This window comes from Burkholderia alba (assembly GCF_034721475.1).
GTDB classification, from domain to species: Bacteria; Pseudomonadota; Gammaproteobacteria; order Burkholderiales; family Burkholderiaceae; genus Burkholderia; species Burkholderia alba.
In genome coordinates, this window is the sequence record NZ_JAWJWL010000012.1 from 180,230 (window position 1) to 195,918 (window position 15,689).

A 15,689-nucleotide genomic window follows, 5' to 3' on the forward strand; every position below is an offset into this window, starting at 1 on the left:
GCGGGTAATCGGACCACCGGACAAGGAGATCACGGCGATGTCGAAACTCTATTCATTCAGCGCCGAGGCGCTCGCGGGCGGCGAGGTGTCGCTCGACCAGTATCGCGACCAGGTGCTGCTGATCGTCAACACGGCGAGCGAATGCGGGTTCACGCCGCAGTACGCGGGGCTGCAGCAGCTGTACGAGCGCTTCGGCGAACGCGGTTTCGTCGTGCTCGGGTTCCCGTGCAACCAGTTCGGCAAGCAGGAGCCGGGCGACGCCGCGCAGATCGGCGGATTCTGCGAGAAGAATTTCGGCGTGACGTTCCCGCTGTTCGCGAAGATCGACGTGAAAGGCGATCACGCACATCCGCTTTACCGCTACCTGACCGACGAAGCGCCCGGCTTGCTCGGGCTGAAGGCGATCAAGTGGAATTTCACGAAGTTCCTGGTGAACCGCCAGGGCGAGATCGTGCAGCGCTATGCGCCGACCACCAAACCCGAGGAGATCGCCGAGGATATCGACAAGCTGCTGTGACGGCGCGCCGCGCGGCCCGGGAGGGCGTTCCGGCTTAGAGGATCGGTGCGAACAGCCGCGCGACGTGCATCGCGACGCGGCGCCAGGCGGGCGAGCGCCGGTATTCGCTCTGGTCGACCTCGAATGCGTTGCCGAAGTCGAGGGTGAGCATCGACTCGACTTCGGCGGCGAAGCCGGCATCCACCGTCAGCACCATGATCTCGAAGTTGAGCCGGAACGAGCGGTTGTCGAGATTCGCGCTGCCGACCGCTGCCGCCGCGCGGTCGACCAGCACGACCTTCTGGTGCAGGAAACCCGGACGATAGCGGAAGATCCGCACGCCGGCGGCAACCAGATCCCGCGCGTACAGTTTCGACGCCTCGAACACCACGTAGTGATCGCGGCGGCTCGGAATCAGGATCCGCACATCGACCCCGCGCATCACCGCAAGCTTCAGTGCGGCGATCACGGCTTCGTCGGGTACCAGGTAGGGGGTCGTGATCCATACCCGCTCGCGCGCCGCGTTGATGGCGGTGACGAAGAACAGCGAACCGGTCTCTTGTGGGTCGGCGGGGCCCATCGGCACGACGAGGCAATGCATGCCGGTGCCTGGTAAGGGCTCGGACGGCGGCGCCTGAGGCGGCAGCGACTGGGTGGCCCAGTGCCAGTCCTCGGCGAATACGTACTGGATGCTCGCGACGGCCGGGCCGCGCACTTCGATATGCGTGTCGCGCCAAGGGGACAGCCGCGGATTGGCGCCGAGGTATTCGACGCCGACGTTATGTCCGCCGACGAACGCGCATTCGCCGTCGACCACCACGATCTTGCGATGGTTGCGGAAATTCAGCTGGAACCGGTTGACGAACTGCTTGTTGGTGGCGAACGGATGCACCTCGACACCGCCGGCTCGCAATGTGTTCACATAGCGGTGCGGCAGGTCGAAGCTGCCGATGCTGTCGTATAGCAGGTAGCAGCGCACGCCGTTCGCGGCCCGCGCGAGCAGGGCGTCCCGCAGCATGTCGCCGAGCGCGTCGTCGCGCACGATGAAGAACTGCACGATCACGTAGCTGCGCGCGTTTTCGATCGCGGCGAGGATCGCCGAGAACGTCGCGTCACCGTTGACGAGCGTGCGGACCGAGTTGCCGGGCAGGAACGGCATCCCGCCGAGACGGGTCAGCGCGCGCACCGGCGAGAGTCCGAGCGCATCCTTCGGAATCCCGAGCGTCGAGCCTTCCGCATCCCAGGGCGCCGGGTGTGCGCGCGTGCGCAGCGCGGCGGTCTCGTGGCGGCGCGCGTCCACATAGCCGGAGAACTTGCTGCGGCCGAGAAAGAGATAGGGAATCAGCGTGAAATAGGGCATCGCCGCGAGCGAGACCGCCCAGGCGATCGCGCCTTGCGACGTGCGGGTATTCAGGATGGCGTGGCAGGCGGCGATCACCCCCAGGATGTGGGCGACCGCGATCAGGGTGCCGAGATGTAGCCAATCGAGTTGCATAGGCGCGCGCTGGTTTTCGGGATAGACCAGGCGGGGACGCTCGAACGGCCCCGCTTGCACACATCTTACAGAACCGCGAGGAGAAACGGGGTGGGGAGGCGCGCGACACCCTCCCGGGCGTCGCGCGAAGTCGCGGCTCAGGCGGTGGCGGGAAGGTCGGCCGCGTGGATCAGGAACACGCTGTCGTCGCCGGCGCTGGTCGGCAGCCAGATCAGATCGAGGCCGCCGAACGCGGCTTCCACGTTCGAGCGCTCGTTGCCGATCTCGACGACGAGCACGCCGTCCTCCTTCAGCCAGCGGCGCGCATCCTGGATGATGCGGCGCACGATGTCCATGCCGTCCGCGCCGCCCGCGAGCGCCATGTCGGGTTCGTGACGGTACTCTGGCGGCAGCGCATCCATCGACGCGGCGTTGACGTAGGGCGGATTGGTGAGGATCACGTCGTAGCGCTGTTCCGGATCAATCGTCTTGAACTGCGGCAGCGGCGTGTAGAGATCGCCGTGATAGAAGGCGATGCGATCCTCGAGGCCGTAGTCTCGGCGGTTGATTTCCGCGACTTCCAGCGCGCCGGCCGACAGGTCGACCGCATCGATGTCGGCGTTCGGGAACGCTCCGGCCAAGAGAATCGCGAGGCAGCCTGAGCCCGTGCACAGCTCGAGCACCGCGCCGACGTGTTCCGGGTCGGTGACATACGGTTGCAGGCCGTCGTCGAGCAACTCGCCGATGAACGAGCGCGGCACGATCACGCGTTCGTCGACGTAGAAGCGATGGCCGTGCATCCACGCTTCCTTCGTCAGGTAGGCGGCCGGGACGCGATCGGCGGCGCGGCGCTCGATGACGGCCAGCACGGCGTCGATCTCGTCGGGCCGCAGGCGCGCGTCGAAGAACGGCTCGAGCGTATCGAGCGGCAAGTGCAGCGTATGCAGCACGAGGTAGGCGGCTTCGTCGTACGCATTGTCCGAGCCGTGGCCGAACGCAAGCTGGGCCTGCGAGAAGCGCGACACGGCGTAGCGCACCAGGTCGCGGACGGTCTTGAAGGGTTGGGTCGTCATGGGCGGATCCGTTAGGCGTTTTATGCGATCAGTTGTTCGAGCACCCGGCGGTACACGTTCTTGAGCGGGTCGATGAAACGCACTTCGATATGTTCGTCGATCTTGTGGATGCTGCCGTTCGGCGGGCCGAACTCGATGACCTGCGGGCAGATGCGCGCGATGAAGCGGCCGTCGGACGTGCCGCCCGTCGTCGACAGTTCGGTCGTGAGGCCCGTTTCCGCGCGGATCGCGGCTTCGAGCGCATTCGACAGATCGCCGCGCGGCGTGAGGAACGGCAGGCCGCTGACCGACCAGCGCAGGTCGTAGTCGAGCTGGTGCTTGTCGAGGATCGCATGCACGCGGCGCTGCAGGCCCTCGACCGTGCTCGCGGTCGAAAAGCGGAAGTTGAACAGCAGCTCGGCGTGACCCGGGATCACGTTGGTGGCGCCCGTGCCGGCGTGCAGATTCGATACCTGCCAGGTGGTCGGCGGAAAATATTCGTTGCCTTCGTCCCAGTGCTCGGCGGCCAGTTCGGCGAGCGCGGGCGCAAGCAGATGGATCGGGTTCTTCGCGAGGTGCGGATAGGCGATGTGGCCTTGCACGCCCTTGACGACGAGGTCGCCCGACATGGAGCCGCGGCGGCCGTTCTTCACGACGTCGCCGAGCGCGGCGGTCGACGTCGGTTCGCCGACGATGCAGTAGTCGAGCCGCTCGCCGCGCGCTTGCAGCGTTTCGACCACCTTGACGGTGCCGTCGGTGGCGGGGCCTTCCTCGTCGCTCGTGATCAGGAAGGCGATCGAGCCGCGATGCGCCGGATGGGCGGCGACGAATTCCTCCGACGCGACGACGAAGCCCGCGAGCGAGGTTTTCATGTCGGCGGCGCCGCGGCCGAACAGCTTGCCGTCGCGATGCGCGGGCACGAACGGCGGCGACGACCATTGCTCGAGCGGGCCGGTGGGGACGACGTCGGTGTGGCCCGCGAACGCGAGCAGCTTGCCGTCGCGGCCATCGGTGCCGCGCTTGACCGCCCACAGGTTGGTCACGCCGTGCGACGCGATGGTTTCGCATTCGAAGCCGAGCACGGCGAGCCGGTCGGTCAGGATCTGCTGGCAATGCTGATCGTCCGGCGTGACGGACGCGCGGGCGATCAGCTGTTCGGTAAGGGCTAGGGTGGCGGACATGGTTCGGACCACTTTCGATAAAAAATGCCGGCGCGGCGGCCGGCAGGGTGTTGCGTTCGCCGGCCCGGGGCGCGGGCCGCGCGGCTCAAACTTCAAGCGGCGAACAGCTCGGCGTACTGGTCGGCGGCGAAACCGAGCGCTTTCACGCGCCCGTTGACGACAAGCACCGGCCGCTTGATCACGGACGGCTTGTGGATCATCAGCGCGATCGCGCCCGCCGGCGTTTCGGCGGCTGCCTTCATGTCGTCGGACAGGCCGCGCCAGGTCGTGCCGCGCCGGTTCAGGAGCGCGTCGAGCGACACGTCCTTCAGCCAGTCCTGCACGAGCGGCGCGGTGACGCCGGCTTTCTTGAAGTCGTGGAATTCGAACTCGACGCCGTGCTCGTCGAGCCAGACGCGGGCCTTCTTCACGGTGTCGCAGTTCGGGATGCCGTAGACGACGATGGTGCGCGGACGGGCCATCAGTCGCCTCGCAGCAGCTCGTTCAGGCCGACCTTCGCGCGGGTCTTCGCGTCCACCTTCTTGACGATCACCGCGCAATACAGGCTGTGCGAGCCGTCCTTCGACGGCAGGTTGCCCGCGACCACCACCGAGCCTGCCGGGATGCGGCCGTAGCTGACTTCGCCGGTCTCGCGGTCGTAGATCTTGGTGCTCTGGCCGAGGTACACGCCCATCGAGATCACCGAGTTTTCCTCGACGATCACGCCTTCGACCACTTCCGAGCGCGCGCCGATGAAGCAGTTGTCTTCGATGATGACGGGGTTCGCCTGGAGCGGCTCCAGCACGCCGCCGATACCGACGCCGCCCGACAGATGGACGTTCTTGCCGATCTGCGCGCACGAACCGACGGTGGCCCAGGTGTCGACCATCGTGCCTTCGTCGACGTACGCGCCGATGTTCGTGTACGACGGCATCAGCACGACGTTCTTCGCGATGAACGAGCCGCGGCGCGCGATTGCGGGCGGCACCACGCGGAAGCCGCCGGCGGCGAAATCCTCGGCCGTGTAATTCGCGAACTTCGACGGCACCTTGTCGTAGAACTGCGAATAGCCGCCCGCCGGCATCGGCGCGTTGTCTTCCAGACGGAACGACAGCAGCACGGCTTTCTTCAGCCATTGATGAACGATCCAGTCGCCGCCTTGCTTTTCGGCGACGCGCAGCTGACCCTTGTCGAGCTGCTCGAGCGCGTGCGCGACGGCGTCGCGCACTTCGGCGGGCGCGGCCTTGGGCGACAGCTCCGCGCGGTTTTCCCAGGCGTTATCGATGATTTGCTGAAGTTGTTGCGACATGTTGGTGGCTTGCTGGACGTGGATGATGAATGGACCGGAGCGTCAGGCGGCGAGGCCGCGGCAGAACTCGACGATGCGTTGCGCGCCTTCGACGCACTCGGCGGTACCGGCGACGAGCGCGATCCGGATGAAATCGCGGCCCGGGTTCGCGCCGTGCGCGTCGCGGGCGAGGTATGAGCCCGGCAGGACGGTGACATTATAGTCGGCGTACAGGCGCCGCGCGAACTCGGTGTCCGACAGGCCCGTGCGCGACACGTTCGCCCACAGGTAGAACGCGGCGTCCGGCAGCCGGACGTCGACGACCTCGGCGAGCAGCGGCGTCACGGTGGTGAATTTCTGCAGGTAGAGCGCGCGATTGTCGCGCACGTGGGCCTCGTCCGCCCACGCGGCGATGCTTGCCTGCTGGTAGACGGGCGACAGCGCCGCGCCGTGGTAGGTGCGGTACAGCAGGAACCGCTTGAGCAGCGCGGCGTCGCCCGCGACGAAGCCGGAACGCATGCCGGGCACGTTCGAGCGCTTCGACAGGCTGGACAGCATCACGAGCCGCTCGAAGCCGCGGCCGAGCCGGTGTGCGGCTTCGAGCCCGCCGAGCGGCGGCGCCGCTTCGTCGAAATAGATCTCCGAATAGCATTCGTCGGACGCGATCACGAAACCGTGCCGGTCGGACAGCGTGAACAGCTCGCGCCAGTCGTCGAGCGTCAACACGGCCCCCGTCGGATTGCCGGGCGAGCAGACGTAGAGCAACTGGGTGCGCGCCCAGACATCCTCGGGGACGGCCGAATAATCGGGCGCATAGTTGCGGGCGGGATCGCTGTTGACGAAGTACGGTTCGGCGCCCGCGAGCAGCGCCGCGCCTTCATAGATTTGATAGAAAGGATTCGGACAGAGTACGATCGCCTTCTTGCCGTCGGCGCGCGTCGCCGGGTCGACCACCGTTTGCGCGAGCGAGAACAGCGCCTCGCGCGAGCCCGATGCGGGCAGCACCTGCGTCGCGGCATCGACGGCGGGCAGCCCGTAGCGGCGCTCGAGCCAGCGCGCAATCGACGCGCGCAGCGCATCGGTGCCGGCCGTGGCCGGATACGACGCGAGGCCGTCGAGGGCGGCCGCCGCGGCGTCGCGGATCAGCGCGGGCGTCGGGTGCTTGGGTTCGCCGATGCCGAAGCTGATCGCGCGCAGGCCGGCGGGCGGCGTCGCATCCTTGAAAAGCGCGCGGAGCTTTTCGAACGGGTAGGGCTGAAGCGTGTCGAGACGTGGATTCACGGGCTGGGCGGCGCACGGGGCCGATCGGTGGCCCGCGCGAGCGGGCCGGTTTGGGCGAAAAACAGCGGAGCCGGGCTAAACCGGCACGGCGCGCGGCGAGTGGCGGCGCGGCGGGGCGCGGCTCGGATGGAGCCGCGGTGGTTGGAGATTATAGCGTGACGGCCAGCCGTCACGGCAGGCCGGAAGACGGTGTGCTTCACATCAGCAAGGGATATCGGTTCACATGAGTCACGAGGGACGCGCCGGGCTGCCGACGCTTGCAATTCTGATTGGCGCTTCGGTATGGGGCCTGATCTGGTATCCGCTGCGGATCCTGGCCTCACTCGGCGTGACGGGGACGGCCGCCAGCGCGCTCACGAGCTTCGTCGCCTGCGCGTTCGTGCTGCTGCTGCGCCGCCGGTCGGTCGCGACGGTCCGCTGGCACTGGCTGCTGCCCGCGCTGGGCGTGGCGGCGGGCATCACCAATCTGGGCTTCGTCTGGGGCACGATCCACGGCGAAGTACTACGCGTGATGCTGCTCTTCTATCTGACGCCGGCATGGACGGCGATCTACGCGCACTTCATGCTCGGCGAACGGATGAGCTGGGCGGGGGCGGGCCTTGCGCTGCTGTCGATCAGCGGCGCGGTGCTGATGCTCTGGTCGCCGCGGCTCGGCATCCCGCTGCCGGCCAACCCGGCCGAATGGGCGGGCCTCGTTGCCGGCATGAGTTTCGCGATGAGCAATGTGCTGGTCGTGAAAATGAGCCGGGAACTGCCTGAGATGAAGGCGGAAATGCGCACGGCGACGCTCTTCGGCGGCGCGGCCGTGCTCGGCGCGGCCGCCGCGCTGGTCGAAGGGCTGCCGCCCGTGCCCGCCGGCGCGCACCTGGGCGTCGCCGCGCTGCTGGTCGCGGGCATCGGGATCACGGTCGCGTCGAACAATCTGCTGGTCCAGTACGGGCTTGCGCGGGTGGCCGCGAACCGGGCGTCGATCATCATGCTGTTCGAAATCATCATCACGGCGCTGTCGGCGTGGCTTTTTGCCAACGAATTGCCCGGCGCGCGCGAATGGGCGGGGGGCGCGTGCATCGTGCTCGCCACCTTGCTGTCGAGCCGCGTCCACCGGGCCCCGGCAACTCACCGCAATCCCGCCGACCCTCGGGACGGCGCACGCGCGATGGTATGATTGCCGCAGTACGCGGGGCCGCATGCTTGACAGCACGGCCCCGTTTTTCGAATCTTGGGGCGTGCGCCGCGCGCGTCGGCCGGCAGGCCGGTTAGCGCGTTGCGTCACCTGTTCCCGTCCGTTTCACTTTATTCAATACCGATACCGCCGTGCGTCTGAGCTCGATCAAACTCGCTGGCTTCAAATCTTTCGTCGATCCCACGCATTTTCAGGTTCCGGGCCAGCTCGTCGGCGTGGTCGGCCCGAACGGGTGCGGCAAGTCCAACATCATCGATGCCGTGCGCTGGGTGCTCGGCGAATCGCGCGCCTCCGAGCTGCGCGGCGAATCGATGCAGGACGTGATCTTCAACGGTTCGACCGCTCGCAAGCCCGGTAGCCGGGCCAGCGTCGAACTGATCTTCGACAACTCCGACGGACGCGCGGCGGGCCAATGGGGCCAGTACGGCGAAATCGCCGTGAAGCGCGTGCTGACGCGAGACGGCACGTCGAGCTACTACATCAACAACCTGCCGGCGCGCCGCCGTGACATCCAGGACATCTTCCTCGGCACGGGGCTCGGGCCGCGCGCGTACGCGATCATCGGCCAGGGCATGATCGCGCGGATCATCGAGGCGAAACCGGAAGAGCTGCGGGTGTTCCTGGAGGAAGCCGCGGGTGTGTCGAAGTACAAGGAGCGCCGCCGCGAGACGGAAAACCGTCTGCACGACACGCGCGAGAACCTGACGCGGGTCGAGGACATCGTCCGCGAGCTCGGCGCGAACCTCGAGAAGCTCGAGGCGCAGGCGGTGGTCGCGACGAAGTACAAGGAACTGGTCGGCGACGGCGAGGAAAAGCAGCGCCTGTTGTGGCTGTTGCGCAAGAACGAAGCCGGCGGCGAGCAGGAGCGGCAGCAGCGAGCGATCGAGCAGGCGCAGATCGACCTCGAGGCCCAGACGGCCAGACTGCGCGAGGTCGAGGCCCAACTCGAGACGCTGCGGGTCGCGCACTATGCGGCGAGCGATTCGATGCAGGGTGCGCAGGGTTCGCTGTATGAGGCGAATGCCGAGGTGAGCCGCCTCGAGGCCGAGATCAAATTCATCGTCGAGTCGCGCAATCGCGTGCAGGCGCAGATCGCGGCGCTGACCGCGCAGCGCGAGCAGTGGCAGGCCCAGGCGGAAAAGGCCCAGGGCGACCTGGAAGAGGCCGAGGAAGCGCGCGCGGTGGCCGACGAGAAGGCGGCGCTGGCGGAAGACGACGCGGCGGCGAAGCATGATGCGCTTCCCGCGTTCGAGACGCGCTGGCGCGACGCGCAGACGCAACTGAACGACGAACGCGGCCGGATCGCGCAAACCGAGCAGGCGCTGAAGCTGGAAGCCGCGCATCAGCGCAACGCCGACCAGCAGTTGCAGCAATTGCAGCAGCGTCACGAGCGGCTCAAGACCGAAGCGGGCGGACTCGACGCGCCGGACGAGGCGCAGCTCGAGGAGCAGCGGATGCAGCTTGCCGAGCACGAGGAAATACTCGCCGATGCGCAGGGGCGTCTCGCGGATGCGCAGGAAACCCTGCCGCGTCTCGACGCCGACCGCCGCGCCGCGCACGAGCGCGTACAAGCTGAAAGCGCGCAGATTCACCAGCTCGAGGCGCGGCTTGCCGCGCTCCGGCAACTGCAGGAAAACGTCCAGACGGAAGGCAAGATCCAGCCGTGGCTCGACAAGCACGAACTGGGCGCGCTGCCGCGTCTGTGGAAGAAACTGCACGTCGAGGCCGGTTGGGAAGCCGCGCTCGAGGCCGTGCTGCGCGAGCGCCTGGCGGCGCTCGAGGTGTCGAATCTCGAGTGGGTCAAGGCGTTCGCGACCGACGCGCCGCCCGCGAAGCTCGCGTTCTACGCGCCGCCGCCCGCGGGCGAGCCGCTTGCCGCGCCGGCCGCGCTGCGTCCCGTGCTGTCGCTGCTGCGCATCGACGACGCGGGGCTGCGCGCGGTGCTGAACGACTGGCTCGGTTCCGTATTCATCGCCGACGATCTCGCGCAGGCGCTCGCCGCGCGCGCGCAACTCCCGGCGGGCGGTGCGTTCGTCGTGAAGGCGGGCCATCTGGTCACGCGCTCGGGCGTGCAGCTGTACGCGGCCGACTCCGAGCAGGCGGGCATGCTCGCGCGCCAGCAGGAGATCGAGAACCTGACGCGTCAGGTGCGCGCGCAGGCGCTGCTGGCCGACGAGGCGAAGGCGGCCGCGATCCGTGCGGAAGCGGCGCATACGCAGGCGTCGCAGGCGCTGACCGACGTGCGCGCGCAGGCCGAGCGCGCGACGCAGCGCGTCCACGCGCTGCAGATGGACGTGCTGAAACTCGCACAGGCGCACGAACGCTACACGCAGCGCAGTACGCAGATCCGCGAGGAGCTCGAGGAAATCGGCGCTCAGATCGAAGAGCAGCGTGCGCTGCGCGCCGAATCGGAAGCGAATTTCGAACGCCACGACGGCGAGCTGGCCGAGTTGCAGGCGCGCTTCGAGGATAACCAGCTGGCGTTCGAGGCGCTCGACGAAACGCTGAGCGCGGCGCGTCAGCAGGCGCGCGATCTCGAGCGCGCGGCGAACGACGCGCGCTTCGCGGCGCGCAATTCGGCGAACCGGATCGAGGAACTGAAACGCAGCATCCAGATCGCGCACGATCAGAGCGAGCGGGTGGCCGTGTCGCTCGAGGATGCCCGCGCGGAACTCGAAACCATCAACGAGCAGACCGCGCACACCGGCCTCCAGGCAGCGCTCGAGGTGCGCGCCGCGAAAGAGGCGCTGCTCGCCGCCGCACGGCTGGAGCTCGACGATCTGACGGCGAAGCTGCGCGCGTCCGACGAAACCCGCCTGGCGGCCGAACGGTCGTTGCAGCCGCTGCGCGATCGCATCACCGAGCTGCAGCTGAAGGAGCAGGCGGCGCGGCTGTCGGGCGAGCAGTTCGCCGAGCAGTTGGCCGCGGCCGAGGTCGACGAGGCGGCGCTGCAGGCGAAGCTCACGCCGGATCTCAAGCCGTCGTACCTGCAGGGCGAAGTCACGCGGATCAACAACGCGGTCGCGGCCCTCGGCCCCGTCAACATGGCGGCGCTCGACGAGCTGGCCGCCGCGAGCGAACGCAAGATCTTCCTCGACGTGCAATCGGCCGACCTCACGAACGCGATCAATACGCTCGAGGACGCGATCCACAAGATCGATCAGGAAACCCGCACGCTGCTGCAGGGCACCTTCGACGAGGTGAACCGGCATTTCAGCGACCTATTCCCGCGCTTGTTCGGCGGCGGCCAGGCGAAGCTCATCATGACGGGCGACGAGATTCTCGACGCCGGCGTGCAGGTGATGGCGCAGCCGCCGGGCAAGAAGAACGCCACCATCCACCTGCTGTCGGGCGGCGAGAAGGCGCTGACGGCGACCGCGCTGGTGTTCGCGATGTTCCAGTTGAATCCCGCGCCGTTCTGTCTGCTGGACGAGGTGGACGCGCCGCTCGACGATGCGAATACCGAGCGCTTCGCGAATCTGGTGCGCGCGATGTCGGCCAAGACGCAGTTCCTCTTCATTTCGCACAACAAGATCGCGATGGAGATGGCGCAGCAGCTGATTGGCGTGACGATGCAGGAGCAGGGCGTGTCGCGGATCGTGGCGGTCGACATGGAAACGGCCGCCGGATTTGCCCAGAATATCGTTTGACGGGTTGCGGCGAACGCGTGGCGCAGCGGCGCCCGTTCGGCCGCCGAATGAAAAAGAATCGCTGATGGAGCATGCATGGACGAGTTGACACTCGGGTTGATCGGCGCGGGCGCCGTCGTGGTCGGTGGCGTGGTGGTCTACAACGTGTGGCAGGGGGCGAAGGTGCGCCGCAAGATGCCGCGCCCGATGCCGCCCGAAGCGGCGGAGACCCTGGCGCGCCAGGAGCGTGACGAGGAGGCGCCGTTCATCGAGCCGGTGCGTCAGCCCGCGCGGCGAGACGCCGCCGCGGCACCGGCGCAGAGCGAGGATGTCGCGCGCGTGGAGCCGACCTTCGGCGGCGTCGCGCCCGCCGATACGCCGGCCGATCTCCAGGCCGAGGCGACCTCGGTGAACGGCGACGCCGGCGCGGTGCTGGCCGAGGGTGGCGCGCATGAAGACGGCGCGCACGCGCCGATCGAACCGGTGCTGCCCGCCGCGACGACGATCTCGGCGGCACCGCCCGCGATCGTCGATCGCCGCATCGACTGCATCGTGCCGATCCGTCTCACCGGCCCGCTGGCGGGCGAAAAGATCCTGCCGGCCGCGCAGCGGCTGCGCCGCGCGGGCAGCAAGCCGGTCCACATCGAAGGCAAGCCGGAAGGCGGCAGCGGCTGGGAGTTGCTGCAGAACGGCGTCCGCTACGAGGAGTTGCACGCCGCGGCCCAGCTGGCGAACCGCAGCGGCCCGCTGAACGAACTGGAGTTCTCCGAGTTCGTGACGGGCGTCCAGCAGTTCGCCGACACGATCGACGGCGCACCGGAATTTCCCGACATGCTGGAGACCGTGGCGATGGCGCGCGAGCTCGACGGCTTCGCCGCGCAATGCGACGCTCAGCTGTCGATCAACGTGATGTCGGACGGCGCGCCGTGGTCCGCCAACTACGTACAGGCGGTCGCGTCGCAGGACGGGCTGCTGCTGTCGCGCGACGGCACCCGCTTCGTCAAGCTCGACGCGCGGCAGAACCCGGTCTTCATGCTGCAGTTCGGCGATACCAACTTCCTGCGCGACGACCTGACCTACAAGGGCGGCAACATGATCACGCTGGTGCTCGACGTGCCGGTCGCCGAAGAGGACATCCTGCCGTTCCGGCTGATGTGCGACTACGCGAAGTCGCTGTCCGAGCGGATCGGCGCGCGCGTGGTTGACGATCAGCGTCGACCGCTGCCCGAATCGACCCTGCTCGCGATCGAGCAGCAGCTGATGAAGCTGTACGCGAAGCTCGAGGAAGCGGGTATTCCGGCGGGCTCGCCGGTCACGCGCCGCCTGTTCAGCCAGTAACGCCGCCGCGCATCGCCGGGTCCGGCGGGGCGCCGTGCGCCGGAGGCCGGATCGCGTCGATTCAAACGATGCTCAAGCGGGCCCGACCTGAGATAATCTTCACCTGATTGTCTTGATGAGAAAGTGTCGCCAGCATGGCCCGACCCCCCGTTGAACCGCCAGCCAGCCAGCCGCCCGAACGGGCTGCGTGGCTGCGCGCCGAACTCGAACGCGCGAATCACGCGTATTACGTGCTGGACCAGCCGGATCTCCCCGACGCGGAGTACGACCGGCTGTTCCGCGAGCTGCAGCAGCTCGAAGCGGACCACCCCGATCTGATCGTCCCGGAATCGCCCACCCAGCGGGTCGGCGGCGAGGTGGCGAACGGCTTCACGCCGGTCGTGCACGCCGCGCCGATGCTGTCGCTCAACAACGGTTTCGCCGACGAGGACATCGTCGCGTTCGACAAGCGGGTGTCCGACGCGCTCGGCAAGGCCCCGGCGGATCTGGCCGGCACGGCCATCGATCCCGTCGAATACGCATGCGAGCTGAAATTCGACGGCCTTGCGATCTCGCTGCGCTATGAGCAGGGGGTGTTCGTGCAGGCGTCGACGCGCGGCGACGGCACCACGGGCGAGGACGTCACCGAGAATATCCGCACGGTCCGTTCGATTCCGCTCCGGCTGAAGGGTGACCGGATTCCGGCCGTGCTCGACGTGCGCGGCGAGGTGCTGATGTTCAAGCGCGATTTCGCGCGCTTGAACGACCGCCAGCGCGCGGCGGAGCAGCGCGAATTCGCGAATCCGCGCAACGCGGCGGCGGGCAGCCTGCGCCAGCTCGACCCGAAGATCACCGCGCAGCGGCCGCTGTCGTTCTTCGCGTACGGGATCGGGGTGCTGGAAGGCGTCGAGATGCCGGCGACCCACAGCGGGCTGCTCGACTGGTACGAAGGGCTCGGCTTGCCGGTAAACCGCGAACGCGCGGTGGTCCACGGCGTGGCGGGCCTGCTCGCGTTTTTCCAAGCGGTCGGCGCGAAACGCGAGTCGTTGCCGTACGACATCGACGGAGTCGTCTACAAGGTGAATCCGCGCGACGAGCAGGAGCGGCTCGGCTTCGTGTCGCGCGCGCCGCGCTTCGCGCTCGCGCACAAATTTCCCGCGCAGGAAGCGTTGACGACGCTCGTCGCGATCGACGTGCAGGTGGGCCGTACCGGCGCGATCACGCCGGTTGCCCGGCTCGAGCCGGTGTTCGTGGGCGGCGCGACCGTCACGAATGCGACGCTGCACAACGAGGACGAGGTACGCCGCAAGGATATCCGGATCGGCGATACGGTGATCGTGCGCCGCGCGGGCGACGTGATTCCGGAAGTGGTGTCGGCGCTGCTGGAGCGCCGGCCTGCCGACGCGGCCGAATTCGTGATGCCGACCGAATGCCCGGTGTGCGGTTCGCGGATCGAGCGCCTGCCCGACGAGGCGATCGCGCGCTGCACGGGCGGCCTGTTCTGTCCGGCGCAGCGCAAGCAGGCGCTGTGGCATTTCGCGCAGCGCCGCGCGCTCGACATCGACGGGCTCGGCGAGAAGATCATCGATCAACTGGTCGAACTGAACCTCGTGCGTACGCCGGCCGACCTGTTCAACCTGGGTTTCGCGACGCTCGCGGAGCTGGATCGTTTTGCCGAGAAATCGGCGCAGAACCTGATCGACTCGCTCGAAAAGGCGAAGCATACGACGCTCAACCGCTTCATCTATGCGCTCGGCATCCGCCATGTCGGCGAGTCGACCGCGAAGGATCTGGCGAAGCATTTCGGGTCGTTGGATCCGATCATGGATGCGTCGATCGAAGCGTTGCTCGAGGTCAACGATGTCGGGCCGATCGTCGCGGAATCGATCCGCCAGTTCTTCGCCGAGGAGCACAATCGGACGGTCATCGAGCAGTTGCGCGCGCCGGGCAAGGTCAGCTGGCCCGAGGGACCGCCCGCGCCGCGGGCGCCGCAGGGGGTGCTGGCGGGCAAGACGGTCGTGCTGACGGGCACGTTGCCCACGCTGACCCGCGAGGCCGCGAAGGAGATGCTCGAGGCGGCCGGCGCGAAGGTGACGGGCTCCGTGTCGAAGAAAACCGATTACGTGGTGGCGGGCGCCGACGCGGGCAGCAAGCTCGTCAAGGCCGAGGCGCTCGGCATCCCCGTGCTGGACGAAGCAGGACTACATACATTACTGGAGGGCCACGCGCCATGATTCGCGAGATTCTGAAGATGGGCGATCCCCGTTTGCTGGAAGTCGCCAAGCCGGTCGAGGCATTCGATACGCCGGAGTTGCATCAGCTCGTCGCGGACATGTTCGACACGATGCACCATGCGAACGGCGCCGGGCTCGCTGCGCCGCAGATCGGCGTAGGGTTGCAGATCATCATCTTCGGTTTCGGCAGCAGCGCGCGCTATCCGGAAGCGCCGCCGGTGCCGGAGACCGTGCTGATCAATCCGACCGTCGAGTACCTGCCGCCCGAGATGGAGGAGGGCTGGGAGGGTTGTCTGTCGGTGCCGGGCATGCGCGGTGTGGTGAGCCGCTATCTGAAGGTGCGCTACAGCGGCTTCGATCACTTCGGCGACCGGATCGAGCGGGTCGCCGAGGGATTCCATGCGCGGGTCGTGCAGCATGAGTACGACCATCTGATCGGGAAGCTTTATCCGATGCGGATCACCGATTTTTCCCGCTTCGGCTTCACCGAAGTGCTGTTCCCGGGGCTCGATCCGAAGTCGGACGACTGAGTGCCGCTGCCGGCCTGGACATGAAAACGCCCGCATTCGCGGGCG

Annotated in this window: 12 protein-coding genes; 6 read left to right on the forward strand and 6 right to left on the reverse strand. The window is 67.7% G+C overall.

Going from position 1 to position 15,689, the window contains the following annotated elements; translation table 11 throughout:
* The first annotated feature begins 37 nt into the window (after positions 1 to 37).
* On the forward strand, positions 38 to 517 hold the full coding sequence (locus tag RZR99_RS16030) for a glutathione peroxidase (protein WP_323120751.1): 480 nt from the start codon (positions 38 to 40) through the stop codon (positions 515 to 517).
* 34 nt (positions 518 to 551) lie between these two features.
* Here RZR99_RS16030 and cls read toward each other — a convergent pair whose 3' ends face one another.
* From cls to dapC, 6 genes are all read right to left on the reverse strand, one after another.
* Complete coding sequence (cls, locus tag RZR99_RS16035) at positions 552 to 1,991, reverse strand: cardiolipin synthase (RefSeq protein ID WP_323120752.1); 1,440 nt, start codon at positions 1,989 to 1,991, stop codon at positions 552 to 554.
* 137 nt (positions 1,992 to 2,128) lie between these two features.
* Entirely contained in the window at positions 2,129 to 3,043 is a 915-nt protein-coding gene (gene prmB / locus RZR99_RS16040) for a 50S ribosomal protein L3 N(5)-glutamine methyltransferase (protein WP_323120753.1), read from the reverse strand.
* 20 nt (positions 3,044 to 3,063) lie between these two features.
* Complete coding sequence (dapE, locus tag RZR99_RS16045) at positions 3,064 to 4,203, reverse strand: succinyl-diaminopimelate desuccinylase (RefSeq protein ID WP_323120754.1); 1,140 nt, start codon at positions 4,201 to 4,203, stop codon at positions 3,064 to 3,066.
* A gap of 92 nt (positions 4,204 to 4,295) precedes the next feature.
* Positions 4,296 to 4,664: an ArsC family reductase gene (locus RZR99_RS16050; protein WP_323120755.1), complete on the reverse strand. Its 369-nt coding sequence runs from the start codon at positions 4,662 to 4,664 to the stop codon at positions 4,296 to 4,298.
* The gene (gene dapD / locus RZR99_RS16055) at positions 4,664 to 5,491 is read right to left on the reverse strand and encodes a 2,3,4,5-tetrahydropyridine-2,6-dicarboxylate N-succinyltransferase (protein ID WP_323120756.1); all 828 of its coding nucleotides are present in this window, start codon (positions 5,489 to 5,491) and stop codon (positions 4,664 to 4,666) included. Before dapD ends, RZR99_RS16050 begins: the two co-directional genes overlap by 1 nt.
* Positions 5,492 to 5,533: 42 nt before the next feature.
* Positions 5,534 to 6,751, reverse strand: coding sequence for a succinyldiaminopimelate transaminase (gene dapC, locus RZR99_RS16060; RefSeq protein WP_323120757.1), 1,218 nt, complete (start codon positions 6,749 to 6,751; stop codon positions 5,534 to 5,536).
* A 223-nt stretch (positions 6,752 to 6,974) separates the two neighbouring features.
* Between dapC and RZR99_RS16065 the strand changes: the two genes are divergently transcribed.
* From RZR99_RS16065 to def, 5 genes are all read left to right on the forward strand, one after another.
* Positions 6,975 to 7,916 carry a DMT family transporter gene (locus tag RZR99_RS16065; RefSeq protein WP_323120758.1) on the forward strand — a complete coding sequence of 314 codons (942 nt, stop codon included), beginning with the start codon at positions 6,975 to 6,977 and terminating at the stop codon, positions 7,914 to 7,916.
* A gap of 149 nt (positions 7,917 to 8,065) precedes the next feature.
* On the forward strand, positions 8,066 to 11,584 hold the full coding sequence (gene smc, locus RZR99_RS16070; protein ID WP_323120759.1) for a chromosome segregation protein SMC: 3,519 nt from the start codon (positions 8,066 to 8,068) through the stop codon (positions 11,582 to 11,584).
* Positions 11,585 to 11,659: 75 nt separating this feature from the next.
* Positions 11,660 to 12,901 (forward strand): cell division protein ZipA C-terminal FtsZ-binding domain-containing protein, encoded by a 1,242-nt coding sequence (locus tag RZR99_RS16075; protein ID WP_323120760.1) that lies wholly within the window; start codon positions 11,660 to 11,662, stop codon positions 12,899 to 12,901.
* Between the two features lie 134 nt (positions 12,902 to 13,035).
* The gene (ligA, locus tag RZR99_RS16080; protein WP_323120761.1) at positions 13,036 to 15,114 is read left to right on the forward strand and encodes an NAD-dependent DNA ligase LigA; all 2,079 of its coding nucleotides are present in this window, start codon (positions 13,036 to 13,038) and stop codon (positions 15,112 to 15,114) included.
* Positions 15,111 to 15,644, forward strand: coding sequence for a peptide deformylase (gene def, locus RZR99_RS16085; protein ID WP_323120762.1), 534 nt, complete (start codon positions 15,111 to 15,113; stop codon positions 15,642 to 15,644). Before ligA ends, def begins: the two co-directional genes overlap by 4 nt.
* The last annotated feature ends 45 nt before the right edge of the window (positions 15,645 to 15,689 follow it).

Bases quoted from the DNA above. Each gene is read 5' to 3' on its own strand.
- dapE (WP_323120754.1), bottom strand. From the start codon at position 4,203: ATGTCCGCCACCCTAGCCCTTACCGAACAGCTGATCGCCCGCGCGTCC.
- RZR99_RS16030 (WP_323120751.1), top strand. From the start codon at position 38: ATGTCGAAACTCTATTCATTCAGCGCCGAGGCGCTCGCGGGCGGCGAG.
- cls (WP_323120752.1), bottom strand. From the start codon at position 1,991: ATGCAACTCGATTGGCTACATCTCGGCACCCTGATCGCGGTCGCCCAC.
- ligA (WP_323120761.1), top strand. From the start codon at position 13,036: ATGGCCCGACCCCCCGTTGAACCGCCAGCCAGCCAGCCGCCCGAACGG.
- dapD (WP_323120756.1), bottom strand. From the start codon at position 5,491: ATGTCGCAACAACTTCAGCAAATCATCGATAACGCCTGGGAAAACCGC.
- RZR99_RS16065 (WP_323120758.1), top strand. From the start codon at position 6,975: ATGAGTCACGAGGGACGCGCCGGGCTGCCGACGCTTGCAATTCTGATT.
- RZR99_RS16050 (WP_323120755.1), bottom strand. From the start codon at position 4,664: ATGGCCCGTCCGCGCACCATCGTCGTCTACGGCATCCCGAACTGCGAC.
- def (WP_323120762.1), top strand. From the start codon at position 15,111: ATGATTCGCGAGATTCTGAAGATGGGCGATCCCCGTTTGCTGGAAGTC.
- RZR99_RS16075 (WP_323120760.1), top strand. From the start codon at position 11,660: ATGGACGAGTTGACACTCGGGTTGATCGGCGCGGGCGCCGTCGTGGTC.
- prmB (WP_323120753.1), bottom strand. From the start codon at position 3,043: ATGACGACCCAACCCTTCAAGACCGTCCGCGACCTGGTGCGCTACGCC.